Genomic DNA, 25,722 nt, shown 5'->3' with positions numbered 1-25,722 from the left:
CAACCGGCGCCGGATCCGGCGTGGTCATACCGGGCGCGACCGCTCTGTTTGCCCACAACCCGACAGCATGATCGAATGCGTCTTCGCCAGAACGCTCCAAGTCCACACAGCACGGGGGTGCATCAGCCATGTTCGGTCGCCGACGGGGGATGGAGACGGCCGGAAGTTCCAGCCCGCACACATCCGCGACACTGACGCTGCCGCCGACGGCGCGTCTGCTCAGCTGCCGGGTTCTCGACACGGTCCACCAGCCGATCCGGCAGGCCGCGTTCGAGGTGACCGACCCGATCGGGCGCCGGATCGTCAGCGGGGAGACCGACCCTTACGGCGGTTTCACGGCGGCCGTGCCGGAGGGGGAGTACCGGCTCTCCGTCACCGCCGAGGGGTACACGCCGTTCCGCGGGGCGACGCTCGTGGGGGACCCGGCGCAGCCGGGCACGGGGGAGATCATCCTCGACGCGGTGGAGCCGCCGCTGCTTCCGCAGCCCGGTCATTGGGAGCTCGACCCGACGCACTCCTCCCTCGCCTTCACGGCCCGGCACATCGGGATGGCGCGGATCCGCGGCCGGTTCAACACGTTCGCCGGAGCGGTACGGATCGCCGAGCGCATGGAGGACTCCTCCATGCACGTGATCATCGATGCGGCGAGCATCGACACCGGGGTGCGGCTGCGCGACGACCACCTGCGGTCGGGGGACTTCCTGGACGCGGTCCGGTACCCCACGGTGGAGTTCTACAGCGAACGGTTCATCCACCGCAGTGGCAGCCGCTGGGCCGTGGCCGGCGCCCTGACCCTCCACGGGGTCAGCCGTTCCGTCACCCTGGACACGCAGTACCTGGGCCTCGGCACCGGCCTGGAGGGCGAGCCGCGGGCCGCCTGCCGGGCCACCACCGAACTGAACCGCGAGGACTTCACCTTGAACTGGCAGTCGGTGCTGGCGCACGGGATCGCGGCGATCGGTACGAGCGTGGACGTGACGCTGGACGTCCAGATCGTGCACAAGGCCTGATCCCGGACGCTCCCCTACGGGGCTTCCAGCCAGCCTTCGTACTCGGCGGCGAGGTCGTCCAGCGAGGTGCCGTCGAGTCGTTCCTGCGGGTCCTCGACGACCACCAGCCACTGGGCGTCCTCGGCGTCGTCCTCGCCGGCCAGGGCGTCGCGCACCAACTGCGGTTCCTCCGGGAGGCCGAAGCGGTCCACGGCCTCCTGCGCCACCTCCTCGGCGGCGTCGCGGTCGGGCAGGACGAGTACATGGCGCACGTTCACGCGACCATTCTCGAACATGCGGTGAGGGGGGCCGCGGCGCGGGGGGCTGTCAGTGCGGCATGGGATGCTGGAGGCGATGGCCACCAGGAAGAACCCCACCGACGATCCGCTCGCCCCGCTCACCCTCGCGGTGGGGCAGGAGGAGCTGCTGCTCGACCGTGCCGTGCGGGAGGTGGTGGCGGCCGCCCGCGCCGCCGATGCCGACACGGACGTCCGCGACCTCGCCTCCGAGCAGCTCCAGCCCGGCACGCTGGCCGAGCTGACGAGCCCCTCGCTCTTCTCCGAGCGCAAGGTGCTGGTCGTGCGCAATGCGCAGGACCTGTCGGCGGACTCGGTCAAGGAGGTCAAGGCCTATATCGACGCGCCCTACGAGGAGATCATCCTCGTCCTCCTCCACGCGGGCGGGGCCAAGGGCAAGGGCCTGCTGGACGCGGCGCGGAAGGCCGGCGCGCGGGAGATCGCCTGCCCGAAGATGACGAAGGCCGCCGACCGGCTCTCGTTCGTGCGGGGCGAATTCCGCACGCTGGGCCGGGCGGCGACCCCGGAAGCCTGCCAGACCCTGGTCGACGCGATCGGCAGCGACCTGCGGGAGCTGGCGAGTGCGGCGGCGCAGCTGTGCGCGGACGTCGAGGGCACCATCGACGAGGCCGTGGTCGGCCGCTACTACACCGGCCGGGCCGAGGCCTCCAGCTTCACGGTCGCCGACCGGGCGGTCGAGGGACGTGCGGCCGAGGCCCTGGAGGCCCTGCGCTGGTCCCTGTCCACCGGGGTGGCGCCGGTCCTGATCACCAGCGCCCTGGCCCAGGCGGTGCGCGCCATCGGCAAGCTGGCCTCCGCCCCGCGCGGGGCCCGCCCCGGCGACCTCGCCCGGGACCTGGGCATGCCGCCGTGGAAGATCGACCGGGTCCGCCAGCAGATGCGGGGCTGGTCGGCGGACGGCGTCGCGGACGCGCTGCGCGCCGTGGCCGCCGCCGACGCGGGGGTCAAGGGCGGCGGCGACGACCCCGAGTACGCCCTCGAGAAGGCGGTCGTGGCGGTGGCCCGCGCGGCCCGTCCGCAGCGAGGCTAGGCCACGGCTAGGCCCAATACCAGTGATTTAAGGGTCCGGGGTGCCTGGGGTCTTCGGTGGGTTGGTCGGGGCCGTTTTGTGGTGTGGGGCGATGGCCACGGCTCGGGCTGGGTCGAGTGTCGGCTGTGGCCAGAGCCGGTGTGCGGTGCGCTTGACGCCGAAGTTGGACATCTTGCGTTTGACGACGCGGGCGTTCGACCGCTGTCGTCGCGGTGGCAGGAGGTGACGGGCTATCTCTCGTATCCCGTCGGTGAGGGCTGTGGCCAGGCGGTCAGGGGAAAAGGCCGCCTGCGCGGTGACCTGGCGTAGGGCGAGGCGGAGGGTGCGGGTGAAGGAAAGCCGGTCGGTATCGGTGTCGGTGTCCCGGGCGGCGGTGTGCATGAGCTGGCGGATCGCGTGATGGACGAGGAGGTGGGCCCAGACCTCCTGTTCGACGCCGTCGGGCGATCGGGAGCGCAGGACCTGGGCGGGGCCGCGTTGGTGGGTCTTCAGCTCGTCCAGTGTGGTCTCGATCTCCCATCGCTCGTTGTAGAGGGCCGCCAACTCCGCCGCGGGTGCGGCTTCGTGGTCGAGGATGGTGGTGATCAGCCGGTACGGGGCGTCGTGCTGCGGGCGTCCGGGGTCGTCCAGGGTGTACTCGATGACCCGCACCACGGTGGGATCGGTGCGTTTGCGGTGGTCCTTGGCCGCCACGATGTCGGAGAGGTAGGACCCGTCGGGGAGCTCGCGCCGCACGGGCAGGACGGCGTTGGACTTGATGCGCCAGAGCAGGTCCGCACCGCCGGCCGATGCCGCTCGCCACTGCTCCAGCCCGGCGAAGCCCCGGTCGGCCATCAGCAGGTCATCCGGTCCAAGGGCGTCGAACAGCTCCCGCGCGATCACGGACTCCGCGGTGGTGAACGGCCCCAGAGCCGCGCGGGTGATGGCGTGCGTGCCGCACTCCGCCAGCGCCACCACCCGCACCTGCGGGAACGCGGTCCGCTCGCCCCGGTGGGTGGCGGGACGACCGAACCGGGCGTCGTTCTCCTCACTGTCCGGCACGTCGAACGTGGTCCCGTCGACCGCCATCAGACGCCAACACCCGTACCACGCACCGGGAGTGGACTCGGTCGCCACAGGCCCGGCGGACTGCTCGAAGAGAGCCTTGAGCGGCTCGGGCCCGAGCCTGGCCCGGGCCCGGGAAACCGCACCGGGCGTAGGCACCTGCCACGAACCCGACCAGTGCTTGGCCCAGGCCAGACCCTGAGTGAGCAGCCGTGCGACCTCTTCGTAGCCCTGACCGGAGAACAAGCACATCGCCAGCACGAAGTAGACGACCACCCGTGGAGGCAGCAGCCGGTTGCGCTGCCCGGCCTTCCCGGATTCCTCCACGACCCGGTCCACCAGCTCCGGCGGGAACGTCCGCGTCAGCAGTCCGATCGCGATCCGATCCGACAACCGCTCGTCCGTCTCCGGCTTGACCTGTCCAGGGCGTGGCATCCAGACACCTCCTGGCCAACACCCTACCAGCCGAGATCCTTAAGTCACTGGTATTGCGGCTAGTACTGCAACCGCATGTGTGGGTCGTGGCCTCGGCGTTGGTAATGGCAGCGGCGGGCTCGGGCCTGGCTGCGGCGCCGGAAGCGTGACCAGTGCAGACGGTGCTCGTTGCTGTGGCAGCGGGGCGTGACGACGACGTGCCCGATCATCCGGCGGATCTCCGGGACGCTGAGGGGTATGAGGTCTTGCTCGTCATCTCCGCTGCCCCTTTTGCGGCTTCTGCGGCACGGATGGCCGTGAGGTAGGCCAGGACGGCCATGGCCAGGGTGATGTGCCGGTACCAGGCCCGGTAGAGCCGCACCTGGTAGTGATCGAGCCCGCATTCACCCTTCGCGGTCTGGAAGCATTCCTCCACCGCCCACCTGGCTCCGGCGGTCCTGACCAGGTCTTTCAGCCGGGAAGTGACGGGGCCGTAGCAGACGTAGTAGGCGATGTCGGTGGGGTCGGACAGGTTGCGGCGGGCGAGCACCCAGTGCCCGGATCCGCCCTCCCAGGTGGGCCGGATCGCGACGCGGGCCCAGTGGTAGATCCGCTGGCCGTGGGCGCCTGCTCCGGCGGAGATCCGCTTCCATGCCTGCTTCGGCAGGGCCGCGATCAGCTCGTCGACGCGGGCGTCCCGGCCGTCGGCGGTGATCACGGTGTCGTTGACCTTGGTGGCCAGCACATACGCGGCCTGGCGTTCTTCCAGCCAGGCGCGGAAGTGCTTGACCTGCCCGTATGCCTCGTCCGCGGTCACCCAGGCGAAGGGAACAGCCGCGTCGATGGCGCGTTGCAGCATCCACTTGAGGTGCTCGATCTTCGTGGCGAACGGCACGGTGTCGTCGATCCCGGCTGCCCGGCAGCGGTCGCGGTCGTCCGTCCAGGACTTCGGGACGTAGAGTTCCCGGTCGATCAGCGCCCGCCCTTTGGCGGATGCGTAGGCGAGGAAGGTGCCGATCTGGCAGTTCTCGGTGCGGCCAGCGGTGCCGGAATACTGCCGCTGGACCCCTGCTGACCTGGTGCCCTTCTTCAGGAACCCGGTGTCGTCCCCGATGAGCACGCCATCCTTGGCGCCGATGGTCTCCACGACGAAGTCCCGGACATCGTCGCGGACCGCGTTCTCGTCCCATTCGGAGTGGTTGAGCAGGCGTTGCACACCGTCCGGGCGGAGCTGGCCGACCTGCTCGGCCAGCGTCCACCCGTTCTTCTTCTCTAGCGGCGCAAGCAGGCCCGTCATGTAGTCCAGAGCCCGATCACGTGGCTCCGACCTGCCAAAACGATGCCCGAACCGGGCATGCAACCCCGCTACACCCTCGGACCACGACTCGATCTGCTCAACCGTCAGCGATTCATCACACAGTCACAACAACGAGCAACCTCACCGACCGTCACGCCACATGCGGTTGCAGTACTAGGCCGGTCGTCTCCTTCTCCGGATCCTGTCGGGACCGCGGATACGACTGGCCCGCCTGCCGGCCGTCGGCGCGTGGGTCCGTCGCGCCAGGGTTAGCCTGGACACGGGGAATTCGCCGGTCAGGCCGCCTCCACCACAGGACGGAAGCGGCGTCCCGGTGGGCGACAGGGAGGTGCCGTGGCCGGCAGACTGCGGGTGACGACGGTGAACGCCGGGCCCTTCACCATGCCGAGGAGCGACCTCCTGTACGGGGCCGGCGGCATGGTCACCGTGCCCTCGACCGTGGCCGTCATAGAGCACGCCACCCACGGGCTGGTCCTCTTCGACACGGGGATCAACCACCGTGTGGCGGACCCCGAGGCCGCCGAGGCCCACTGGGGTCCGGGGCTGCGAGCGGCGTACGGGGCCGAGGGGTTCACCCGGGCGCACGCCGTCGACGCGCAGCTGGAGCGCCTCGGCTACCGGCCCGCCGACGTCAGGTACGTCGTCTACTCCCACCTGCACCTCGACCACGCCGGAGGGATGACCTACTTCCCGCACGCCGTGCACGTGGTCCAGCACGAGGAGCTGCGTCACGCCTGGTGGCCGGACCGCTGGACCGTCCGGGGCTACGCGTTCAACGACTACGCGGGCAGCCGAGACTACGAGTTCCTGGAGCTCCGGGGTGACATGGACCTCTTCCAGGACGGAACGCTCACCCTCCTGCACACCGCCGGTCACACGCCCGGTCACCAGGGTGTCGTCCTGGATCTGGAGAACTACGGACGGATCGGTCTCATGGGCGACGCCGCGCACCTGCAGGAGGGACTGGACCGGAACGTGCCCATGCCCAGCGACTGGAACATCGAGGAGAAGCTGCTCGGCCACGGGCGACTGCGCGCGCTGTCCCGGGCCGGCATCCCGGTGTTCCTCTCCCACGACCCCGGCCATTTCGCGGCCCTGCCGCACGACGGCGAGTTCTGGGATTAGCCGGGGAACCGGCCGGTCGGGCCAGGACCAGCAGGATCCCGGCGTCGCTGTCCGGCGGGCCGGGGCCAGGAGCCCTCGGCACCCCGTGGACGAGGCCGGTGGATGCCGCCGAGCAGGGCCCCGAAGGCCGCGCCCGCGCCGCCGGCCGCCGCCCGGACACCGAGGGCACGGTGCCGCGCCGGGCCCTGGAACAGCGCCGTGACCAGCGACGTCGCGGCCGGCGGGAGCAGCGCCGCGCCGATTCCCTGCGCGGAGCGCGGCGCCCCGATCAGCATGCCGCCGCCGTCCGCGGGCAACACGAAGGCCCCGGCCGCCACCCTGGGGAAGGGTGGAGGCCGGGGCCTTCGGTCACTGCCTTGGTGCGCCGCACCCGCGTGGCGAACGCAGGCCGCGTGCGGCGCGGTGTGCCGGTGAAGGAGCGGAAGAGAGGGCCCGCTGGGTCCTTACCGGCGATTCACATCGAGAGCTCAGCCCTGGAGGGAGGCAACCTTGATCGCCAGCGCCGACTTCTTGTTGGCGGCGGCGTTCTTGTGGATGACACCCTTCGAGACAGCCTTGTCGAGCGCACGCGCGGCGTCGCGAGAAGCCACGGTGGCCTTCTCGACGTCACCGGCGACGACGGCCTCGCGGGCCTTGCGGATCGCGGTCTTGAGCGAGGACTTGACGGCCTTGTTGCGCAGGCGCGCCTTCTCGTTCGTCTTGTTCCGCTTGATCTGGGACTTGATGTTCGCCACGAAAGAGCCTTTTCAGGTTCAGAGTTTTGTTCTTCGGATTGTGCCTCGACAGCTGAGAGGGCATACGAGACACAGCTGCCCAGGCTACCAGGCACGCTCCTGGCGGCCCAAACCGAGCGCACTGCCCCGTCCATGGGACCATGGGAGGACTCAGACTCCGTTCCGAGTTCCGACTGCGACCGAGAATCAGGACACTGCGTGCCCGCGATCCCCAGCCACGTGCCCGAGCCGAGCCGTACCGACTCGGCGTTGATCCGCAATTTCTGCATCATCGCGCACATCGACCACGGCAAGTCGACGCTTGCCGACCGGATGCTCCAGATCACCGGTGTGGTCGACCAGCGGCAGATGCGCGCCCAGTACCTCGACCGCATGGACATCGAGCGTGAGCGCGGCATCACGATCAAGTCCCAGGCGGTCCGGCTGCCCTGGGCGCCCACCACGGGCGAGGGTCAGGGCAACACCCACATCCTCAACATGATCGACACCCCCGGGCACGTCGACTTCACCTACGAGGTCTCGCGCTCCCTCGCCGCGTGCGAGGGCACGGTCCTCCTGGTGGACGCCGCCCAGGGCATCGAGGCTCAGACCCTCGCCAACCTGTACCTGGCGATGGAGAACGACCTCGCGATCGTTCCCGTACTGAACAAGATCGACCTGCCGGCCGCCCAGCCGGAGAAGTTCGCCGAGGAGCTCGCGAACCTGATCGGCTGCCAGCCCGAGGACGTCCTGCGCGTCTCGGCGAAGACCGGTCTCGGTGTCGAGGCACTGCTCGACAAGGTCGTCGCCACCGTCCCGGCCCCGGTCGGCGTCAAGGACGCCCCGGCCCGCGCGATGATCTTCGACTCGGTCTACGACTCGTACCGCGGTGTCGTGACCTACGTGCGTGTGGTCGACGGGCAGCTGAACAAGCGCGAGCGCATCCGGATGATGTCCACCGGCGCCACCCACGAGCTGCTGGAGATCGGCGTCTCCTCGCCGGAGATGACCCCGTCCGACGGCATCGGCGTCGGCGAGGTGGGCTACATCATCACCGGCGTGAAGGACGTCCGTCAGTCCAAGGTCGGTGACACCATCACCAGCCTGCACAACGGCGCCACCGAGGCGCTCGGCGGCTACAAGGACCCGCGGCCGATGGTCTTCTCGGGTCTGTACCCGCTCGACGGCTCGGACTACCCGGACCTGCGCGAGGCCCTCGACAAGCTGCAGCTGAACGACGCCGCGCTCGTCTACGAGCCGGAGACCTCGGCGGCGCTCGGCTTCGGCTTCCGCGTCGGCTTCCTCGGCCTGCTCCACCTGGACGTGGTCCGTGAGCGCCTGGAGCGCGAGTTCGGCCTCGACCTGATCGCCACCGCGCCCAACGTGGTCTACCGGGTGGTCATGGAGGACGGCAAGGAAGTCACCGTCACCAACCCGAGCGAGTTCCCCGAGGGCAAGATCTCGGACGTGTTCGAGCCGGTCGTACGGGCCACCGTGCTCGCCCCGACCGAGTTCATCGGCGCGATCATGGAGCTGTGCCAGCAGCGCCGCGGCACCCTCCTCGGCATGGACTACCTCTCCGAGGACCGGGTCGAGATCCGCTACACCCTCCCGCTCGCGGAGATCGTCTTCGACTTCTTCGACCAGCTGAAGTCCAAGACGCGCGGCTACGCCTCGCTCGACTACGAACCCACGGGCGAGCAGTCCGGCAGCCTGGTCAAGGTCGACATCCTGCTGCACGGCGACAAGGTCGACGCCTTCTCCGCCGTCACGCACAAGGACGCCGCCTACGCCTACGGTGTGCGCCTGGTCGCCAAGCTGCGCGAGCTCATCCCGCGGCAGGCCTTCGAGGTGCCGATCCAGGCCGCGATCGGCTCCCGCGTCATCGCCCGCGAGACCATCCGCGCCATCCGCAAGGACGTCCTCGCCAAGTGCTACGGCGGTGACATCTCCCGTAAGCGGAAGCTGCTGGAGAAGCAGAAGGAAGGCAAGAAGCGGATGAAGATGGTCGGCTCCGTGGAGGTCCCGCAGGAGGCCTTCATCGCCGTCCTGTCCAGCGACGAGTCCGGCGGCAAGAAGAAGTAGCGCCGCCCCGCCACTCGACGGAACCAGGCCCCCACGCACCGGCGTGGGGGCCTGTTTCGTTATGAACCGGCCGCTCGCGAGCTCTTACGCAGGCGCCGGACGGGCTTTAGTCTGATCACTGCTCGATGGTTACTCGCCAGTCACTAGCTGGTACGTCTCAAACCCGCCAGTCCCCAGCGCCCCAAGCGCCCCACGCCCACGCTCTGCCGCGTGGATCGGTCCGGAGGATGTCGTGAGCGACACACAGGCCTATCTCGAGAACCGCCCGCCCACGGTGGCGGTGCTCTTCCTTGAGCGCGTCGCAGCGACGCCGAACGCGGAAGCCTACCGGTACCCGGTGCCCGCGGCCGGCGGCCAGGGCGCCGACGACTGGAAGTCGCTCAGCTGGGGCCAGGCGGCCGAGCGGGTCTTCGCCATCGCCGCCGGGCTGATCGCCCTCGGCCTGCAGACGGAGGAGCGCGTCGCGCTCGCCTCCAACACCCGGGTCGAGTGGATCCTGTCCGACCTCGGCGTGATGTGCGCGGGCGGCGCGGTCACCACCGTCTACCCCAGCACCAACGCGGACGAGTCGGCCTTCATCCTCGCGGACTCCGAGAGCCGGGTGCTCATCGCCGAGGACGCCAAACAGCTGGCGAAGGCGCGCGAGCGCCGCGCCGACCTGCCGAAGCTGGCGCACGTCGTGGTCCTGGACGCCGCGGACGCGGTCGCCGCCGACGGTGACCCCGAGGGCTGGGTGCTCTCGCTCGCCGAGCTGGAGGCGCGGGGCAAGGAGTACCTCGTCAAGCACCCCGAGGCGGTCAAGGAGCGGGTCTCGGCCATCACCTCCGACCAGCTCGCCACCCTCATCTACACCTCCGGCACCACCGGCCGCCCCAAGGGCGTGCGGCTGCTGCACGACAACTGGTCGTACCTGGCCAAGGCCATGGTCGCCACCGGCCTGATCGGCCGGGAGGACGTCCAGTACCTGTGGCTGCCGCTGGCGCACGTCTTCGGCAAGGTGCTGACCTCCGGGCAGATCGAGGCCGGGCACGTGACCGCCGTCGACGGCCGGATCGACAAGATCATCGAGAACCTGCCGATCGTGCAGCCCACGTACATGGCCGCCGTTCCGCGCATCTTCGAGAAGGTCTACAACGGCGTGGCGGCCAAGGCGCGCGCCGCCGGCGGCGCCAAGTACAAGATCTTCAAGTGGTCGGCCGGCGTCGCCCGCGAGTACGCGAAGGTCACCCAGGACAACTTCCGCCGCACCGGTCAGGCGAGCGCCCCCTTCGGCCTCACCACCAAGCACAAGATCGCCGACGCCCTCGTCTACTCCAAGCTCCGCGAGGCCTTCGGCGGCAATCTGCGCGCCGCCGTCTCCGGCGCCTCCGCGCTGGCGCCCGAGATCGGCTACTTCTTCTCCGGCGCGGGCATCCACATCCTGGAGGGCTACGGCCTGACGGAGTCCAGTGCGGCCTCCTTCGTCAACCCGGGCGAGGCCTACCGCACCGGCACCGTCGGCAAGCCGCTCCCCGGCACCGAGGTCCGCATCGCCGACGACGGCGAGGTCCTGCTGCGCGGCCCCGGCATCATGCAGGGCTACCACCGGCAGCCGGACAAGACCGCCGAGGTCCTGGAGTCCGACGGCTGGCTGCACACGGGCGACATCGGCGAGCTGTCGGCGGACGGCTACCTGCGCATCACCGACCGCAAGAAGGACCTGATCAAGACCTCGGGCGGCAAGTACGTCGCCCCGGCGGAGATCGAGGGCCAGTTCAAGGCGATCTGCCCGTACGTGTCGACCATCGTCGTGCACGGCGCCGACCGGAACTTCTGCTCGGCCCTGATCGCCCTCGACGAGCCGTCGATCCTCACCTGGGCGGCCGACAACGGGCTGGAGGGCAAGGCGTACGGACAGGTCCTGGCCGCACCGGAGACGGAGCGCCTGATCGAGACGTACGTACAGACCCTGAACGAGGGCCTCCAGCGCTGGCAGACGATCAAGAAGTTCCGGCTGCTGCCGCGTGACCTCGACGTCGAGCACGGAGACCTGACGCCCAGCCTGAAGCTGAAGCGGCCGGTGGTCGAGCGTGAGTTCAAGCACCTGATCGAGGAGATGTACGAGGGGTCGCGCGAGGCCTGACGCCTGCCGCGGGCTCGGCGGGGCGGGGCGGCCGGGCCGCCCCGCGGACCCCGCCTCCTCCCGGGCGGGCCCGGCCCCTGGCCTGCGGCGCCCGGGGCCTGCGCAGACGTGCCTCCCCGCGGGTCGGCTTCCCGGGGCTCCGCCCCGGACCCCGCGCCTCAAACGCCGGCGGGGCCGGAATGGCGTCGGGCGGGGCTGGGGCGGGTCCGGGGTGCGGGAGAATGGGGGTATGCCTTCCGCACTGCCCGACGGTGAACCCATGCCCGAAGACGGCTCGCTGCCGTCGCATGCCCTGGCGGGCGCGGGGGAGCGGCCGCTCGGGTTCTACCTGCACGTCCCGTACTGCGCCACGCGCTGCGGGTACTGCGACTTCAACACCTACACGGCCACCGAGCTGCGGGGCACCGGAGGCGTGCTCGCCTCCCGGGAGAACTACGCCGACACCCTGATCGACGAGGTCCGCCTCGCGCGCAAGGTCCTCGGGGACGACCCCAGGGCCGTACGGACGGTGTTCGTGGGCGGCGGTACGCCCACGCTGCTGCCGGCCGGGGACCTCGTACGGATGCTCGCGGCGATCCGGGACGAATTCGGCCTGACCGAGGACGCGGAGATCACCACCGAGGCCAATCCGGAGTCCGTGAACCCGGAGTATCTGGCCGAGCTGCGCGCCGGGGGCTTCAACCGGATCTCCTTCGGCATGCAGAGCGCCAAGCAGCACGTCCTGAAGGTCCTGGACCGCACCCACACCCCGGGCCGCCCGGAGGCCTGCGTCGCGGAGGCGCGGGCCGCGGGCTTCGAGCACGTCAACCTCGACCTGATCTACGGGACGCCGGGGGAGTCGGACGAGGACTGGCGGGCGTCGCTGTCGGCGGCGCTCGGCGCGGGGCCGGACCACATCTCGGCGTACGCGCTCATCGTGGAGGAGGGCACGCAGCTGGCGCGCCGGATCCGCCGGGGCGAGGTCCCCATGACGGACGACGACGTGCACGCCGACCGCTATCTGATCGCGGACGAGGTCATGGCCGGGGCCGGGTACTCCTGGTACGAGGTCTCGAACTGGGCCACCTCGGAGGCCGGGCGCTGCCTGCACAACGAGCTGTACTGGCGCGGCGCCGACTGGTGGGGCGCGGGTCCGGGCGCGCACTCGCACGTGGGCGGGGTGCGCTGGTGGAACGTCAAGCACCCGGGCGCCTACGCGGCGGCCCTCGCGGAGGGCCGCTCCCCGGGCGCGGGACGCGAGCTCCTCTCCGAGGAGGACCGGCGGGTCGAGCGGATCCTGCTGGAGCTGCGCCTGGTGGACGGCGTCCCGCTGTCCCTGCTCGCCCCGGCCGGGCTCGCCGCCTCCCGCAAGGCCCTCGCGGACGGGCTGCTGGACGCTGGTCCGTACGAGGCCGGGCGGGCCGTCCTGACCCTGCGCGGCCGGCTCCTGGCGGACGCGGTGGTCCGCGACCTCGTGGACTGACCACTCGCGGGAGTGAATCCGGGCGAACCCGGGGGGTGCCTGCCTATCCTGTTCGTACGCTGCCCCCGTAAGCGACGGCGGCAGGACGCGGAGGGCCACGGAGATGACCGCTGTGGATGACCGGCTGATCACGGATGCCGCGCAAGTCTTCGAGGACTTCGAGGTCCCCGAGGGCTATAAGGCCGAGCTCCTCAGGGGGGACATCGTGATGATGGCCGGGCCGGACCGGGTCCACAACAGGATCGTGCTGTCCGTGCTGTACCAGATCCCGCGTGACCGGTGGGAGCCACTCCAGACCCAGGACATCGCCATCCCGGGCGAGAGCAGCGAACCCCAGCCCGACCTCGTCGTGCTGGAGCTCGGCAGTGAGCCGGGGCCGGGACGGCTCATCCCGGCGCCGGCCGTCACCCTGCTGGTCGAAGTCGTGTCCAAGAACAGCGCCGACGCCGATTACGGCATCAAGCGTTCGATGTACGCGGCGGGCCGGGTCCCCGCCTACCTGATCATCGATCCGTTCGAGGCGGAGTGCCTGCTGCTCACCGAGCCGACCGGGACGGGTGAGGATGCCGACTACAAGGTCGAGCGAAGGGTGGGTTTCGGCGACCCCGTCCCCCTGGACGTCCTGGACGTCAAGCTGGAGACCGCCGAGTTCGGAACCCTCCCGAAGTTCAAGCGGCACCGCCGACCGTGACGAAGTCGATCAGTTCCTCGACGCGGCCCAGGAGCGTCGGCTCCAGGTCCTTGTAGGACGTCACCCGGGACAGGATGTGCTGCCAGGCGGCGCCCGTGTTCTCCGGCCAGCCCAGGGCCCGGCAGAGGCCCGTCTTCCAGTCCTGGCCGGGCGGGACCACCGGCCACGCGGGGATGCCCAGCGCGGAGGGCTTCACGGCCTGCCAGACGTCCACGTACGGGTGGCCCACGATCAGGACGTCCGGCGAGGTCACCGAGGCCGCGATGCGGGACTCCTTCGAGCCCGGGACGAGGTGGTCCACCAGGATCCCCAGCCGGGCGTCCGGCGCCGGGGCGAACTCCGCGACGACGGCGGGGAGGTCGTCGATGCCCTCCAGGTACTCCACGACCACGCCCTCGATCCGCAGGTCGTCGCCCCAGACCCGCTCCACCAGCTCCGCGTCGTGCCGGCCCTCCACGTAGATCCGCCCGGCCCGTGCCACGCGCGCCCTCGCCCCCGGGACGGCGATCGAGCCCGAGGCGGTGAGACGGGGCGCGGCGGGGCCGCGCGAGGGGCGCGTGAGGGTGACCACCGCGCCCTCCAGCAGGAACCCCCGAGGCTCCATCGGGAACACCCGCCGCTTGCCGAAGCGGTCCTCCAGCGTCACCGTGCCCGCCTCGCAGGCCACCACCGCGCCGCAGAAGTCCGTACCCGCCACCTCGACCACCAGATCGGGCTCGGCCGCCACCTCCGGCACTGCCCGGGGGCGCTTCCACTGCGGGGTCAGGTCGGGGGAGTACTCGCGCATCCGGCCGACAGTAGGAGAGCCGCCCGCGTCATGCCTCCGACACGCCGAAACGGGCTGCCAGTGTGGCGCGTTGCGCACGGACGAAGCCCGCCGTGACCACCGCTCCGTGACCCGGCACGTACAGTGCGTCGTCCCCGCCGAGCGCCAGCAGCCGGTCCAGGGCGGCGGGCCACTGCCGGGGCACCGCGTCCGGACCCGCCGAGGGGTCGCCCGACTCCTCGACCAGGTCCCCGCAGAACACCGTCTCGCGCCCGCCCGGCACGAAGACGGCCAGGTCGTGTCCGGTGTGGCCGGGCCCCACATTGGCCAGCAGCACCTGCAGCCCGCCCAGTTCCAGCGTCCACTCGCCCGACACCAGGTGCTTCGGCGCCACCAGCAGGTCCACCGCCTCGGCCGCCTCCGCTTCCGCCAGGCCGTGCCGCACCGCGTCCCCGCGCAGCTCCTCGCGGCCGGTCGACAGCACCCCGTCCAGTCCGACCGCCCCGAACACCTCGGCCCCGGAGAAGGCCGCACCGCCCAGGACGTGATCGAAATGGCCGTGCGTGAATGCGATATGGGTCACGCGCCGGCCCGTCAGCCGCTCCGCCTCGGCCCGCACCTGAGCGCCCTCCCGGACACACGAACCGGGGTCGATCAGGAGCACCGACTCGTCCCCCACCACCAGTCCCACCGTGCAGTCCCACACCGGCAGCCGTCGCCGGCCGGCCCGTCCGGTCAGCCGTTCCCAGCCTTCCTCTTCCCAACGTACGTCCATACGGCGACGCTACCCTGGTGGGCCTCCCTTGCCAGGGGCTTACCGCCCGGCCGTACACTGAGCGGGGGATCTCTGGCACTCGAACGGCCAGAGTGCCAACCAACACGGCAGAACACGGCAACGGACCACAGCTGGAGGTGTGCGCGATGCTCAGCGAACGCAGACTCGAAGTGCTGCGCGCCATCGTCCAGGACTACGTCGGGACGGAGGAGCCGGTCGGCTCCAAGGCGCTCACCGAGCGGCACCGGCTCGGCGTCTCGCCCGCGACCGTGCGCAACGACATGGCCGTGCTGGAGGACGAGGGCTACATCGCCCAGCCCCACACCAGCGCCGGCCGGATCCCCACCGACAAGGGCTACCGCCTCTTCGTCGACAAGCTGGCGGGGGTCAAACCGCTGTCGACGCCCGAGCGCCGGGCCATCCAGAACTTCCTCGACGGCGCCGTGGACCTCGACGACGTCGTCGGCCGCACGGTGCGGCTGCTCGCGCAGCTGACCCGGCAGGTCGCGGTCGTCCAGTACCCGAGCCTGACCCGCTCGACCGTCCGGCACGTGGAGCTGCTCTCGCTCGCTCCCGCGCGCCTGATGCTCGTACTGATCACGGACACCGGACGGGTCGAGCAGCGGCTCATCGACTGCGCGAGCCCCTTCAGCGAGGCCTCGCTCGCCGACCTGCGGGCCCGGCTCAACAGCCGGGTCGTCGGACGGCGCTTCACCGATGTGCCCCCGCTCGTCCAGGACCTGCCCGAATCCTTCGAGGCCGAGGACCGGGGCACCGTCTCCACCGTGCTCTCCACCCTCCTCGAGACCCTGGTCGAGGAAGCCGAAGAGCGGCTGATGATCGGCGGTACCGCCAATCTCACCCGCTTCGGACACGATTTTCCCCTGACGATCAGGCCGGTGCTCGAGGCGCTGGAGGAGCAGGTCGTGCTCCTCAAGCTGCTCGGCGAGGCCAACGAGTCGGGAATGGCCGTACGGATCGGGCATGAGAATGCCTACGAGGGACTGAACTCCACGTCCGTCGTCTCCGTCGGTTACGGTTCGGGCGGCGAAGCAGTCGCCAAACTCGGCGTGGTCGGACCGACCCGCATGGACTACCCCGGAACGATGGGAGCGGTACGCGCAGTGGCACGTTACGTCGGACAGATCCTGGCGGAGTCGTAAGTGGCCACGGACTACTACGCCGTTCTCGGCGTGCGCCGCGACGCATCGCAGGACGAGATCAAGAAGGCATTCCGTCGGCTCGCGCGCGAGCTGCACCCGGATGTGAACCCCGATCCCAAGACGCAAGAGCGTTTCAAGGAGATCAACGCCGCCTACGAGGTCCTGTCGGACCCGCAGAAGAAGCAGGTCTACGACCTCGGCGGCGACCCGCTGTCCTCCTCGGGCGGCGGCGGCGCGGGCGGCTTCGGGGCGGGCGGCTTCGGCAACTTCTCCGACATCATGGACGCCTTCTTCGGCCAGAGTCAGCAGCGCGGCCCGCGCTCGCGGACCCGGCGCGGCCAGGACGCCATGATCCGCCTGGACCTGGAGCTGGACGAGGCGGCCTTCGGGACGACCAAGGACATCCAGGTCGACACGGCCGTCGTCTGCACCACCTGCTCCGGCGAGGGCGCCGCTCCCGGCACCTCCGCGCAGACGTGTGACATGTGCCGTGGCCGCGGTGAGGTCTCGCAGGTCACCCGGTCCTTCCTCGGCCAGGTCATGACCTCGCGGCCCTGCCCGCAGTGCCAGGGCTTCGGCACCGTGGTCCCGACCCCGTGCCCCGAGTGCGCGGGCGACGGACGGGTCCGCTCCCGCCGCAGCCTCACGGTCAAGATCCCGGCCGGTGTCGAGAACGGCACCCGGATCCAGCTCGCGGGCGAGGGCGAGGTCGGCCCCGGCGGCGGCCCCGCCGGCGACCTGTACGTGGAGATCCACGAGCTGGCGCACCCGACCTTCCAGCGGCGCGGGGACGACCTGCACTGCACGGTGACGATCCCGATGACGGCGGCCGCACTGGGCACCAAGTGTCCGCTGGAGACGCTGGACGGCCTGGAGGAGATCGACATCCGGCCCGGCACCGGCTCCGGGCAGGCGATCCCGCTGCACGGGCGCGGCGTCACCCACCTGCGCGGCGGCGGGCGCGGCGACCTGATCGTCCACGTCGAGGTCACCACCCCGGGCAAGCTGGACGCGCAGCAGGAGGACCTGCTGCGCCAGCTGGCGAAGCTGCGCGGCGAGGAGCGGCCGATGGGCCAGTTCGCGCCAGGTCAGCAGGGGCTGTTCAGCCGCCTGAAGGACGCGTTCAACGGTCGCTGAGCGACCGGCGGACACCGCCGAGAGCCCGGCCAGGGGATTCCCTGCCGGGCTCTTCGCATGGGCCGGGCGGGGGCCCGTGACCGGGTCGGGAAGCGGACTATGCCAGGCGAATCCCATGATTCGGCCCCATGAGCGGGACATGGCACGATGCAGTCCATGTCCTCCGCACCGAACGGTCTCTCCCCATACCCGATCGTGCAGGCTCCCATGGCGGGCGGCGCCTCCTGTCCTCCGCTCGTCGCCGCCGTGTGCGAGGCGGGCGGGCTGGGCTTCCTGGCCGGCGGCTACAAGACCGCCGACGGGATGTACCAGGAGATCAAGCAGGTGCGGGCCCTCACCCGGCACCGCTTCGGCGTCAACCTCTTCCTGCCGCAGACCGGCTTCGTGGACCCGGCCGCCGTGGAGGCGTACCGGGGCCAGCTGGCCGGTGAGGCGAGCTGGTACGCGATCTCGCTCGCCGAGGAGGACATCATCGGCACCAGCGACGACGGCTACGACGCCAAGCTCGCCATCCTCCTCGAAGACCCGGTCCCGGTCGTCTCGTTCACCTTCGGCTGTCCCTCCTCCGCGGCCCTCGCCGCCCTGCGCAAGGCCGGTACGTACACGGTCGTCACGGCGACCTCCGTCGAGGAGGCCCGTACCGCCCAGCAGGCGGGGGCCGACGCCGTGTGCGTCCAGGGCGTCGAGGCGGGCGGCCACCAGGGCACCCACCGCGACGACCCCCAGGCCGACGGCACGGCGGCCGTGGGGCTGCTCGCGCTGGTGGCCCAGGTGCGGGAGGCCGTGGCCCTCCCGATCATCGCGGCGGGCGGCCTCATGCGCGGCTCGCAGATCGCGGCGCTGCTGGCGGCGGGCGCCGAGGCGGCGCAGCTCGGAACGGCCTTCCTGGCCTGCCCCGAGTCGGGGGCGGACCCCGTGCACAAGAAGGCGCTGACCGACCCGCTGTTCGTCCGGACCGAGCTGACCCGGGCGTTCTCCGGGCGGCCGGCGCGGGGGCTGGTGAACCGGTTCATGCGGGAGCACGGGCCGTACGCCCCGGCCGCCTACCCGCAGGTCCACCACCTGACCTCGGGATTGCGCAGGGCGGCCGCCGCGGCCGGGGACGCGCAGGGCATGGCCCTGTGGGCGGGGCAGGGGCACCGGCTGGCGCGGGCGCTGCCGGCGGGGGAACTGGTGGAGGTGCTGGCGGCCGAACTGGCCGAGGCGCAGAGCGCGTTGAAGGCAATGCAGATGAGGAGTGCGTCATGACCGCCCCGGTGTTCGTGGTCGAAGAGGTCCCCGCGGGGCCGGAGTTCGTCCTGGACGGCCCGGAGGGCCGGCACGCGGTGTCCGTGAAACGGCTGAACCCGGGCGAGGCGGTCGTCCTGACCGACGGCCGGGGCGGCTGGGCGGAGGCGGTCGTGAAGGCCGCGGAGGGCAAGGACCGCCTCGTCGTGGCGGTGTCCTCGGCCGGGCTGGAACCGGAACCGGAGGTCCGCATCACCGTGGTCCAGGCCCTGCCCAAGGGGGACCGCGGCGAGCTGGCCGTCGAGACCATGACCGAGACCGGCGTGGACGCGATCGTGCCCTGGCAGGCCTCGCGCTGCATCACGCAGTGGCGCGGCGACCGGGGCGCCAAGTCCCTGGCCAAGTGGCGGGCCACCGCCCGGGAAGCGGGCAAGCAGTCCCGCCGGGTCCGCTTCCCGGAGGTGGCCGAGGCCATGTCCACCAAGCAGGTCGCGGCGCTGCTGGCCGGAGCCGACCTGGCGATGGTCCTGCACGAGGACCGCGACACCCCCTCCGAGGCCCTGGCCACGGCGGCGCTCCCCTCCTCCGGTTCCGTCGTCCTGGTGGTCGGCCCGGAGGGCGGGGTCTCCCCGGAGGAGCTGGCCGCCTTCGCCGCGGCGGGGGCCCACCCCCACCGCCTCGGCCGCTCCGTCCTGCGGACCTCCACGGCCGGCACCGCGGCCGCGGCGGTCCTGCTGGCCCGCACCGGCCGCTGGGCTTGAAGTTGTCGACCGGCCCCCGTTGATCGGGCACCGCCCCCGGGCGGCCCCGGGCTGGATACGATGCCCGGACCGATCAACGTCACGGGAGGCTCAGCAATGGCCGGGGAACCGCAGGCCGACTGCCTGTTCTGCAAGATCGTCGAGGGGCACATCCCCGCGACCGTGGTCCGCGAGACCGAGACCACGGTCGCCTTCCGGGACATCAACCCGCAGGCGCCCACGCACGTGCTCGTGATCCCCAAGGTGCACTACCCCGACGCGGCCTCCCTCGCCGCCGCCGAGCCGGCCGTCGCCGCCGACATGCTGCGCGAGGCCGGCCAGATCGCCCTCGACGAGAAGATCGTCGACCACGGCTACCGCGTCGTCTTCAACACCGGCTCCGGCGCCGGGCAGACCGTCTTCCACGCGCACGCGCACGTCATCGGCGGCCGCGGCCTCCAGTGGCCCCCCGGATAGCACGTGTCCGTACGAGAGTTCGTGGTGCTGGGCACCGCCAGCCAGGTGCCCACCCGCCACCGCAACCACAACGGCTACCTGCTGCGCTGGGACGGCGAGGGCATCCTCTTCGACCCGGGCGAGGGCACGCAGCGGCAGATGCTGCGGGCCGGGGTCGCCGCGCACGACATCAACCGGATCTGTGTCACCCACTTCCACGGTGACCACAGCCTCGGGCTGGCCGGGGTGATCCAGCGGATCAACCTCGACCAGGTCCCGCACCCCGTCACCGCGCACTACCCGGCCTCCGGGCAGAAGTTCTTCGACCGGCTTCGGTACGCCACGGCCTACCGCGAGACCGTCCCGCTGCGCGAGGAACCGGTGGCCGCGGACGGGACGCTGGCGCAGGCGGCCACGTACGCCCTGGAGGCCCGGCTGCTCTCGCACCCGGTGGAGTCCTTCGGCTACCGGATCACCGAGCCCGACGGGCGCCGCATGGTGCCGGAGCTGCTCGCGCGGCACGGCGTCAAGGGGCCGGACGTGGGCCGGATCCAGCGCGACGGGCGGCTCGGCGAGGTCACGCTGGACGAGGTCAGCGAGCCCCGGCGCGGGCAGCGCTTCGCCTTCGTCATGGACACCCGGCTGTGCGACGGGGTGTACGCGCTCGCCGAGGGCTGCGACATGCTCGTGATCGAGTCGACCTTCCTCGACGAGGACGAGCGGCTGGCCACCGACCACGGGCACCTCACGGCGGGCCAGGCGGCGCGGGTGGCGCGGGACGCGGGCGTCCGGCACCTCGTGCTGACGCACTTCTCCCAGCGGTACACGGACCCGTCCGAGTTCGAGCGGCAGGCGCGGGCGGCGGGCTTCGAGGGCGAGCTGACGGTGGCGGAGGACCTGGTGCGCGTTCCGCTCCCCAAGCGGGGCTGAAGGTGTAGGTGATCTGCGCCACACTGGGGTTTGGCTCCGCACCGGACGGGCAGGGCTGGCAGCTTTCCGTAGGAAGCACATCGGGGAGTACACCGTGACCAGTAGGGACTTCGACAGCCGCGCAGCCGCCGTGGACCCGCTCGGTCCGCTGCGCGATCCGCAGGAACCGGGCTGCGACGTCTTCCTGACCGGCACGGTGTTCCTCGACATCATCTTCACGGGCCTGGACTCGGCGCCGGTCCGCGGTACGGAGTCCTGGGCGCGCGGCATGGGCTCCAGCCCCGGCGGCGTCGCCAACATGGCCACCGCCCTGGCCCGGCTCGGGCTGCGCACCTCACTGGCCGCGGCCTTCGGGGACGACCACTACGGCGAGTACTGCTGGGACGCCCTGGAGCAGGGCGAGGGCATCGACCTGTCCATGTCGCACACGATCCCCGGCTGGCACAGCCCCGTCACCGTCTCGATGGCCTACGAGGGCGAGCGCACGATGGTCTCGCACGGCCACGAGGCTCCGCCGCCGGCCGGCCCCGGGCCGTTCCCGCCGCTGGCCCGCGCGGCCGTGGCCGCGCTCGGTCCCGGCCGCGGCGAGGAGTGGATCGGCGAGGCCGCCCGGCGCGGCTCGCGGATCTTCGCGGACGTGGGGTGGGACGAGAGCGGGCGGTGGGACCTGGGGGCCCTGGCCGACCTGGAGCACTGCGAGGCCTTCCTGCCCAACGCGGGCGAGGCCATGCGGTACACGCGGACCGACTGTCCGCGGGCCGCGGCCCGGGCGCTGGCGGACAAGGTGCCGATCGCGGTGGTGACGATGGGCGCGGAGGGCTCGTACGCGGTGGACGGGCGCACCGGGGAGACGGCGCAGGTCCCCGGGATCACGGTGGACGAGCTGGACCCGACGGGGGCGGGGGACGTGTACGTGGCGGGCTTCGTCACCGGCACGCTGGCGGGCTGGCCCCTCGCGGACCGCCTGGCCTTCGCCGGGCTGACGGCGGCCCTGTCGGTCCAGGAGTTCGGCGGCTCCCTGTCCGCCCCCGGCTGGCCGGAGGTGGCCCAATGGTGGAGGGCCGCCCCGCAGGCGCTGCGCGGCCGCTACGGCTTCCTGGACGACCTGATCCCGCCCGGCTCGGGCCCGGCGGCCCGGCGCAGAGCCGTGCCGACGATCGGCTTCCGGCACTCCGCGTGACCGGACGACCCGGGGGGCCGTGGCGTCCCGGGGATCGCGCGGAGGGGGCGTAAAACCTCTCGGGGAAGCCGCGGCGGCGACGTAGGCTTGGTATTCCGGAGGTCGTCGATCGGTGCGGCCCCTCAGCGGGAGGTATGTGCAGGCCACAGTGCCGGCCCATGACTCAGACACCCACAGCCCACATTCCAGTGCCGGGGCAGGCGCGAGCCCACTTCACCGTCCCGGCCAGGCACCCGATGGTGACGGTGCTCGGATCCGGTGACGCCCTGTTGCGCGTGATCGAGAAGGCCTTTCCGAAGGCCGACATCCATGTTCGGGGCAATCAGGTCAGCGCGATCGGCGATGCGGCGGAAGTCGCACTGGTCCAGCGCCTGTTCGACGAGATGATGCTGGTGCTCCGCACCGGGCAGCCGATGACGGAGGACGCAGTGGAACGCTCGATCGCCATGCTCAAGGCGAGCGGCAACGGAAACGGGAGCGGGCCCGAGGAAACGCCCGCCGAGGTGCTCACCCAGAACATCCTCTCCAGCCGCGGCCGCACCATCCGACCCAAGACCCTCAACCAGAAGCGGTACGTCGACGCGATCGACAAGAACACGATCGTCTTCGGCATCGGCCCCGCCGGTACCGGCAAGACCTACCTCGCCATGGCCAAGGCGGTGCAGGCCCTGCAGTCCAAGCAGGTCAGCCGGATCATCCTGACCCGGCCCGCCGTCGAGGCGGGGGAGCGGCTCGGCTTCCTGCCGGGCACCCTCTTCGACAAGATCGACCCGTACCTGCGCCCGCTCTACGACGCGCTGCACGACATGCTCGACCCCGACTCGATCCCCCGGCTCATGGCCGCGGGCACCATCGAGGTCGCGCCCCTGGCGTACATGCGCGGACGCACGCTCAACGACGCCTTCGTCGTCCTCGACGAGGCACAGAACACCACCGCCGAGCAGATGAAGATGTTCCTGACCCGGCTCGGCTTCGACTCGAAGATCGTCGTCACGGGTGACGTCACGCAGATCGACCTGCCGGGTGGCGCCAAGAGCGGTCTGCGCGTGGTCCAGCAGATCCTGGACGGGGTGCCGGACATCCACTTCTCGCGGCTCACGTCCGAGGATGTCGTCCGGCACAAGCTGGTCGGCCGTATCGTCGACGCGTACGAGAAGTACGACGACGGCCAGCAGGCCGCGAACGGCCACCAGCGGAAGTAGAACCCAGCGCACCATGTCGATCGACGTCAACAACGAGTCCGGAACCGAGGTCGACGAGCAGGCGATCCTCGACATCGCCCGCTACGCGCTCACCCGGATGCGGATCCACCCGCTCTCCGAGCTCTCCGTCATCGTCATCGACGAGGACGCCATGGAGGCGCTCCACATCCAGTGGATGGATCTGCCCGGTCCGACCGACGTCATGTCCTTCCCGATGGACGAGCTCCGTCCGCCGACCAAGGACGACGAGGAGCCCCCGCAGGGGCTCCTCGGTGACATCGTGCTCTGTCCCGAGGTCGCCAAGAGGCAGGGCGAGGAAGCCCCGACGCAGCACTCCATGGACGAGGAGCTCCAGCTCCTGACCGTCCACGGAGTGCTGCACCTGCTCGGCTACGACCACGAGGAGCCGGACGAGAAGGCCGAGATGTTCGGCCTGCAGGCGGCCATCGTCGACGGCTGGCGCGGTGAGCGCGGCATGACGGGTCCCTCGCCGGCGCCCACCGTCTCGTGAACGCCGCGCAGCTGATCACCGGAGCGGTGCTGCTGGTGGTCGTGGCCTGGTTCGCGGCCTGCGCGGAGTCCGGCATCGCCCGCATTTCGATCTTCCGCGCCGAGCAGGCCGTGCGGGAGGGCCGGCGCGGCAGCGAGAAGCTCGCCCAGGTCGCCGGCGACCCCACCCGCTACCTCAACGTGGCGCTGCTGGTCCGGGTCACCTGCGAGATGGCGGCAGGAGTGCTCGTCACCTACGTCTGCCTCGACGAGTTCGGCGAGAATTGGACCGCGCTGCTCGTGGCCATCGCCGTGATGGTGCTCGTCTCCTTCGTCGCCGTCGGCGTCTCCCCGCGCACGATCGGCCGCCAGCACCCGCTGAACACCTCGACCGCGGCCGCGTACGTCCTCGTACCGCTCGCCCGGGTGATGGGGCCGATCCCGCAGCTGCTGATCCTCATCGGCAACGCGCTCACGCCCGGAAAGGGCTTCCGCAAGGGGCCGTTCGCCTCCGAGGCGGAGCTGCGCGCGATGGTGGACCTCGCGGAGAAGGAATCGCTGATCGAGGACGACGAGCGCCGGATGGTGCACCAGGTCTTCGAGCTCGGCGACACCCTGGTGCGCGAGGTGATGGTGCCGCGCACCGACCTGGTCTGCATCGAGCGGTACAAGACGGTCCGTCAGGCGACCACGCTGGCGCTGCGGTCCGGCTTCTCGCGCATCCCGGTGACCGGGGAGAACGAGGACGACATCGTCGGGATCGTCTACCTGAAGGACCTGGTCCGCAAGACCCACATCAGCCGCGAGGCGGAGTCCGGCCTGGTCTCCACGGCGATGCGGGCGGCCGTCTTCGTGCCGGACACCAAGAACGCGGGCGACCTGCTGCGCGAGATGCAGCAGGTGCGCAACCACGTCGCCGTCGTCATCGACGAGTACGGCGGCACGGCCGGCATCGTCACCATCGAGGACATCCTCGAGGAGATCGTCGGCGAGATCACGGACGAGTACGACCGGGAGCTCCCGCCGGTCGAGGACCTGGGCGAGGACCGCTACCGGGTCACGGCGCGCCTCGACATCACCGACCTCGGCGAGCTGTTCAAGGTCGAGGCCTTCGACGACGAGGACGTGGAGACGGTCGGCGGCCTGCTGGCGAAGGCGCTGGGGCGGGTCCCGATCGCGGGCGCCTCGGCGCTGGTGGAACTGCCGGACGGGCGTCCGCTGCGGCTGACGGCCGAGTCCCCGGCCGGACGGCGGAACAAGATCGTGACGGTGCTGGTGGAACCGGTGGCCGCGGCGGAGGCCGCGGGGGAGGAGGGGGAATGACCCCGGCGGAGCTGCGGGAATTCTGTCTGGGCTTCAACGCGGCGGTGGAGGAGTTCCCCTTCACCCCGGAGACCTCGGTGTTCAAGGTGCTGGGCAAGGTGTTCGCGCTCTCGGCGCTGGACCGGGAGCCGCTGAAGGTCAACCTCAAGTGCGAGCCGGAGCTGGCGGTGCGGCTGCGCGAGGAGCACGAGGCGATCGTGCCGGGCTACCACATGAACAAGCGGCACTGGAACACGGTGGCGGTGGGCGGGCCGGGCGGTCTGCCGGACCAGCTGGTCCGGGAGCTGGTGGAGGACTCGTACGACCTGGTCGTCGCCGGGCTGCCGCGGGCGGAGCGGCTGAAGCTCGACCGGCCGTGAGGTCGGCCCCGAGCCCGGCCCCCCAGTCCGGCCGTGCGCCCGGCCGTGTCCGGAGCGCCGTGGCGGGGTCGTCGCGCGGCCCGGCCGGGGCGCTCCCTATGCTTTCGCCCATGACCGAGAGCACCGGGATCGACCCCGAGGACAGCAAGATCATCACGCTGGCGCGCAGCGCCCGGGCCCGCAACGGGGTGCCCGAGGGGGCGGCGGTGCGCGACGAGACGGGCCGCACGTACGTCGCCGGGACGGTGGAGCTCGACTCCCTGAAGCTGAGCGCGCTGCAGACCGCGGTCGCGATGGCCGTGGCGAGCGGCGCGCGCTCCCTGGAGGCCGCGGCCGTGGTCAGCGCCGCCGACGCCCCCGCCGAGGCCGACCGCGCGGCCGTCCGCGACCTGGGCGGCCCGGACACCCCGGTGCTGCTGGCAGCCCCGGACGGCACCCTGAAGTCCACCACCCCGGCGGGCCACTAGCCTTCCGGCGGGACCTGAACCCCACGGGCCGCCGTGGGGGCGGCCCTCGGCAGGGGGCCGCGGACACGAACCCGGGCCGTCCGGCCACCCGTACGTCTGCCTGCTCGTGCAGGCCGCGCGCGGGGCCGAGAACCGGGCTCGCGCCCGAGCTGCCGGGGCCGTTCCCGGGGCCGGCTCTCGGCTTACCGCCCGGCGGGC

At 71.4% G+C, this 25,722-nt stretch carries 25 protein-coding genes and 1 pseudogene; 19 read left to right on the top strand and 7 right to left on the bottom strand.

Features of this window, described 5'->3' with window-relative positions; translation table 11 throughout:
• Window positions 1–128 precede the first annotated feature (128 nt).
• Complete coding sequence (locus OG332_RS15150) at window positions 129–1,010, top strand: YceI family protein (protein WP_442816153.1); 882 nt, start codon at window positions 129–131, stop codon at window positions 1,008–1,010.
• 14 nt (window positions 1,011–1,024) lie between these two features.
• Here the strand turns inward: OG332_RS15150 and OG332_RS15145 are convergent, their stop codons facing one another.
• Complete coding sequence (locus OG332_RS15145) at window positions 1,025–1,285, bottom strand: hypothetical protein (RefSeq protein ID WP_327413978.1); 261 nt, start codon at window positions 1,283–1,285, stop codon at window positions 1,025–1,027.
• Window positions 1,286–1,343: 58 nt separating this feature from the next.
• On the opposite strand from OG332_RS15145, the gene holA reads away from it, so the two are divergent.
• Window positions 1,344–2,336 carry a DNA polymerase III subunit delta gene (gene holA / locus OG332_RS15140; protein WP_327413977.1) on the top strand — a complete coding sequence of 331 codons (993 nt, stop codon included), beginning with the start codon at window positions 1,344–1,346 and terminating at the stop codon, window positions 2,334–2,336.
• A gap of 273 nt (window positions 2,337–2,609) precedes the next feature.
• Here holA and OG332_RS15135 read toward each other — a convergent pair.
• Together OG332_RS15135 and OG332_RS15130 are read right to left on the bottom strand one after the other, a co-directional pair.
• Window positions 2,610–3,815 (bottom strand): annotated as a pseudogene (locus OG332_RS15135) (IS4 family transposase); the annotation flags it as partial.
• Window positions 3,816–4,020: 205 nt separating this feature from the next.
• On the bottom strand, window positions 4,021–5,184 hold the full coding sequence (locus tag OG332_RS15130) for an IS701 family transposase (protein WP_327419120.1): 1,164 nt from the start codon (window positions 5,182–5,184) through the stop codon (window positions 4,021–4,023).
• A 261-nt stretch (window positions 5,185–5,445) separates the two neighbouring features.
• Here OG332_RS15130 and OG332_RS15125 point away from each other — a divergent pair, with 261 nt between their 5' ends.
• Window positions 5,446–6,237, top strand: a complete 792-nt coding sequence (locus tag OG332_RS15125; protein ID WP_327413976.1) for an N-acyl homoserine lactonase family protein — start codon at window positions 5,446–5,448, stop codon at window positions 6,235–6,237.
• Here OG332_RS15125 and OG332_RS15120 read toward each other — a convergent pair.
• Together OG332_RS15120 and rpsT are read right to left on the bottom strand one after the other, a co-directional pair.
• On the bottom strand, window positions 6,234–6,554 hold the full coding sequence (locus OG332_RS15120; protein WP_327413975.1) for a hypothetical protein: 321 nt from the start codon (window positions 6,552–6,554) through the stop codon (window positions 6,234–6,236). The genes OG332_RS15125 and OG332_RS15120 overlap by 4 nt on opposite strands.
• A 150-nt stretch (window positions 6,555–6,704) precedes the next feature.
• Window positions 6,705–6,971 carry a 30S ribosomal protein S20 gene (gene rpsT / locus OG332_RS15115; protein ID WP_327413974.1) on the bottom strand — a complete coding sequence of 89 codons (267 nt, stop codon included), beginning with the start codon at window positions 6,969–6,971 and terminating at the stop codon, window positions 6,705–6,707.
• Between the two features lie 198 nt (window positions 6,972–7,169).
• Here rpsT and lepA point away from each other — a divergent pair, with 198 nt between their 5' ends.
• The 4 genes from lepA (at window position 7,170) to OG332_RS15095 (ending at window position 13,310) form a co-directional block, all read left to right on the top strand.
• Window positions 7,170–9,035, top strand: a complete 1,866-nt coding sequence (gene lepA, locus OG332_RS15110) for a translation elongation factor 4 (RefSeq protein WP_030384650.1) — start codon at window positions 7,170–7,172, stop codon at window positions 9,033–9,035.
• A gap of 232 nt (window positions 9,036–9,267) precedes the next feature.
• Window positions 9,268–11,157: an AMP-dependent synthetase/ligase gene (locus OG332_RS15105; protein WP_327413973.1), complete on the top strand. Its 1,890-nt coding sequence runs from the start codon at window positions 9,268–9,270 to the stop codon at window positions 11,155–11,157.
• 229 nt (window positions 11,158–11,386) lie between these two features.
• Window positions 11,387–12,619 carry a radical SAM family heme chaperone HemW gene (gene hemW, locus OG332_RS15100; RefSeq protein ID WP_327413972.1) on the top strand — a complete coding sequence of 411 codons (1,233 nt, stop codon included), beginning with the start codon at window positions 11,387–11,389 and terminating at the stop codon, window positions 12,617–12,619.
• Between the two features lie 103 nt (window positions 12,620–12,722).
• Complete coding sequence (locus tag OG332_RS15095) at window positions 12,723–13,310, top strand: Uma2 family endonuclease (RefSeq protein ID WP_327413971.1); 588 nt, start codon at window positions 12,723–12,725, stop codon at window positions 13,308–13,310.
• On the opposite strand, the gene OG332_RS15090 is transcribed toward OG332_RS15095, so the two are convergent.
• Entirely contained in the window at window positions 13,288–14,097 is an 810-nt protein-coding gene (locus OG332_RS15090; RefSeq protein ID WP_327413970.1) for a DUF3097 domain-containing protein, read from the bottom strand. The genes OG332_RS15095 and OG332_RS15090 overlap by 23 nt on opposite strands.
• A gap of 28 nt (window positions 14,098–14,125) precedes the next feature.
• Entirely contained in the window at window positions 14,126–14,851 is a 726-nt protein-coding gene (locus OG332_RS15085) for an MBL fold metallo-hydrolase (protein ID WP_327413969.1), read from the bottom strand.
• 146 nt (window positions 14,852–14,997) lie between these two features.
• Here OG332_RS15085 and hrcA point away from each other — a divergent pair, with 146 nt between their 5' ends.
• The 12 genes from hrcA to OG332_RS15025 all read left to right on the top strand — a co-directional run bounded on the left by hrcA (window position 14,998) and on the right by OG332_RS15025 (window position 25,524).
• On the top strand, window positions 14,998–16,014 hold the full coding sequence (gene hrcA / locus OG332_RS15080; RefSeq protein WP_327413968.1) for a heat-inducible transcriptional repressor HrcA: 1,017 nt from the start codon (window positions 14,998–15,000) through the stop codon (window positions 16,012–16,014).
• Window positions 16,015–17,151 carry a molecular chaperone DnaJ gene (dnaJ, locus tag OG332_RS15075; protein WP_327413967.1) on the top strand — a complete coding sequence of 379 codons (1,137 nt, stop codon included), beginning with the start codon at window positions 16,015–16,017 and terminating at the stop codon, window positions 17,149–17,151.
• 156 nt (window positions 17,152–17,307) lie between these two features.
• Window positions 17,308–18,399: a nitronate monooxygenase gene (locus tag OG332_RS15070; RefSeq protein WP_327413966.1), complete on the top strand. Its 1,092-nt coding sequence runs from the start codon at window positions 17,308–17,310 to the stop codon at window positions 18,397–18,399.
• Window positions 18,396–19,139 carry a 16S rRNA (uracil(1498)-N(3))-methyltransferase gene (locus OG332_RS15065; RefSeq protein ID WP_327413965.1) on the top strand — a complete coding sequence of 248 codons (744 nt, stop codon included), beginning with the start codon at window positions 18,396–18,398 and terminating at the stop codon, window positions 19,137–19,139. Before OG332_RS15070 ends, OG332_RS15065 begins: the two co-directional genes overlap by 4 nt.
• 96 nt (window positions 19,140–19,235) lie before the next feature.
• Complete coding sequence (locus tag OG332_RS15060) at window positions 19,236–19,595, top strand: histidine triad nucleotide-binding protein (RefSeq protein WP_327413964.1); 360 nt, start codon at window positions 19,236–19,238, stop codon at window positions 19,593–19,595.
• Between the two features lie 3 nt (window positions 19,596–19,598).
• Complete coding sequence (locus tag OG332_RS15055; protein ID WP_327413963.1) at window positions 19,599–20,504, top strand: ribonuclease Z; 906 nt, start codon at window positions 19,599–19,601, stop codon at window positions 20,502–20,504.
• A 94-nt stretch (window positions 20,505–20,598) separates the two neighbouring features.
• On the top strand, window positions 20,599–21,684 hold the full coding sequence (locus OG332_RS15050) for a carbohydrate kinase family protein (RefSeq protein ID WP_327413962.1): 1,086 nt from the start codon (window positions 20,599–20,601) through the stop codon (window positions 21,682–21,684).
• 158 nt (window positions 21,685–21,842) lie between these two features.
• Window positions 21,843–22,886 (top strand): PhoH family protein, encoded by a 1,044-nt coding sequence (locus OG332_RS15045; RefSeq protein WP_327413961.1) that lies wholly within the window; start codon window positions 21,843–21,845, stop codon window positions 22,884–22,886.
• 13 nt (window positions 22,887–22,899) lie between these two features.
• Window positions 22,900–23,397, top strand: a complete 498-nt coding sequence (gene ybeY / locus OG332_RS15040; protein ID WP_327413960.1) for an rRNA maturation RNase YbeY — start codon at window positions 22,900–22,902, stop codon at window positions 23,395–23,397.
• Window positions 23,394–24,698 carry a hemolysin family protein gene (locus OG332_RS15035; RefSeq protein ID WP_327413959.1) on the top strand — a complete coding sequence of 435 codons (1,305 nt, stop codon included), beginning with the start codon at window positions 23,394–23,396 and terminating at the stop codon, window positions 24,696–24,698. Before ybeY ends, OG332_RS15035 begins: the two co-directional genes overlap by 4 nt.
• Complete coding sequence (locus OG332_RS15030; RefSeq protein WP_327413958.1) at window positions 24,695–25,057, top strand: MmcQ/YjbR family DNA-binding protein; 363 nt, start codon at window positions 24,695–24,697, stop codon at window positions 25,055–25,057. The genes OG332_RS15035 and OG332_RS15030 overlap by 4 nt, the downstream gene beginning before the upstream one ends.
• Window positions 25,058–25,167: 110 nt before the next feature.
• The gene (locus OG332_RS15025) at window positions 25,168–25,524 is read left to right on the top strand and encodes a cytidine deaminase (RefSeq protein WP_327413957.1); all 357 of its coding nucleotides are present in this window, start codon (window positions 25,168–25,170) and stop codon (window positions 25,522–25,524) included.
• The last annotated feature ends 198 nt before the right edge of the window (window positions 25,525–25,722 follow it).

This window comes from Streptomyces sp. NBC_01233 (genome assembly GCF_035989305.1).
Taxonomy (GTDB): domain Bacteria; phylum Actinomycetota; class Actinomycetes; order Streptomycetales; family Streptomycetaceae; genus Streptomyces.
Note: the sequence above shows the minus strand (reverse complement) of the source record. Positions and strands in the feature narration are given on the sequence as shown.

Excerpts from the sequence above, each read along its gene's own strand:
- hemW (WP_327413972.1), top strand. The coding sequence starts at position 11,387 with ATGCCTTCCGCACTGCCCGACGGTGAACCCATGCCCGAAGACGGCTCG.
- OG332_RS15095 (WP_327413971.1), top strand. The coding sequence starts at position 12,723 with ATGACCGCTGTGGATGACCGGCTGATCACGGATGCCGCGCAAGTCTTC.
- OG332_RS15090 (WP_327413970.1), bottom strand. The coding sequence starts at position 14,097 with ATGCGCGAGTACTCCCCCGACCTGACCCCGCAGTGGAAGCGCCCCCGG.
- OG332_RS15070 (WP_327413966.1), top strand. The coding sequence starts at position 17,308 with ATGTCCTCCGCACCGAACGGTCTCTCCCCATACCCGATCGTGCAGGCT.
- holA (WP_327413977.1), top strand. The coding sequence starts at position 1,344 with ATGGCCACCAGGAAGAACCCCACCGACGATCCGCTCGCCCCGCTCACC.
- OG332_RS15060 (WP_327413964.1), top strand. The coding sequence starts at position 19,236 with ATGGCCGGGGAACCGCAGGCCGACTGCCTGTTCTGCAAGATCGTCGAG.
- OG332_RS15025 (WP_327413957.1), top strand. The coding sequence starts at position 25,168 with ATGACCGAGAGCACCGGGATCGACCCCGAGGACAGCAAGATCATCACG.
- OG332_RS15065 (WP_327413965.1), top strand. The coding sequence starts at position 18,396 with ATGACCGCCCCGGTGTTCGTGGTCGAAGAGGTCCCCGCGGGGCCGGAG.
- OG332_RS15085 (WP_327413969.1), bottom strand. The coding sequence starts at position 14,851 with ATGGACGTACGTTGGGAAGAGGAAGGCTGGGAACGGCTGACCGGACGG.
- OG332_RS15145 (WP_327413978.1), bottom strand. The coding sequence starts at position 1,285 with ATGTTCGAGAATGGTCGCGTGAACGTGCGCCATGTACTCGTCCTGCCC.
- OG332_RS15150 (WP_442816153.1), top strand. The coding sequence starts at position 129 with ATGTTCGGTCGCCGACGGGGGATGGAGACGGCCGGAAGTTCCAGCCCG.
- OG332_RS15030 (WP_327413958.1), top strand. The coding sequence starts at position 24,695 with ATGACCCCGGCGGAGCTGCGGGAATTCTGTCTGGGCTTCAACGCGGCG.
- OG332_RS15045 (WP_327413961.1), top strand. The coding sequence starts at position 21,843 with ATGACTCAGACACCCACAGCCCACATTCCAGTGCCGGGGCAGGCGCGA.
- hrcA (WP_327413968.1), top strand. The coding sequence starts at position 14,998 with ATGCTCAGCGAACGCAGACTCGAAGTGCTGCGCGCCATCGTCCAGGAC.
- ybeY (WP_327413960.1), top strand. The coding sequence starts at position 22,900 with ATGTCGATCGACGTCAACAACGAGTCCGGAACCGAGGTCGACGAGCAG.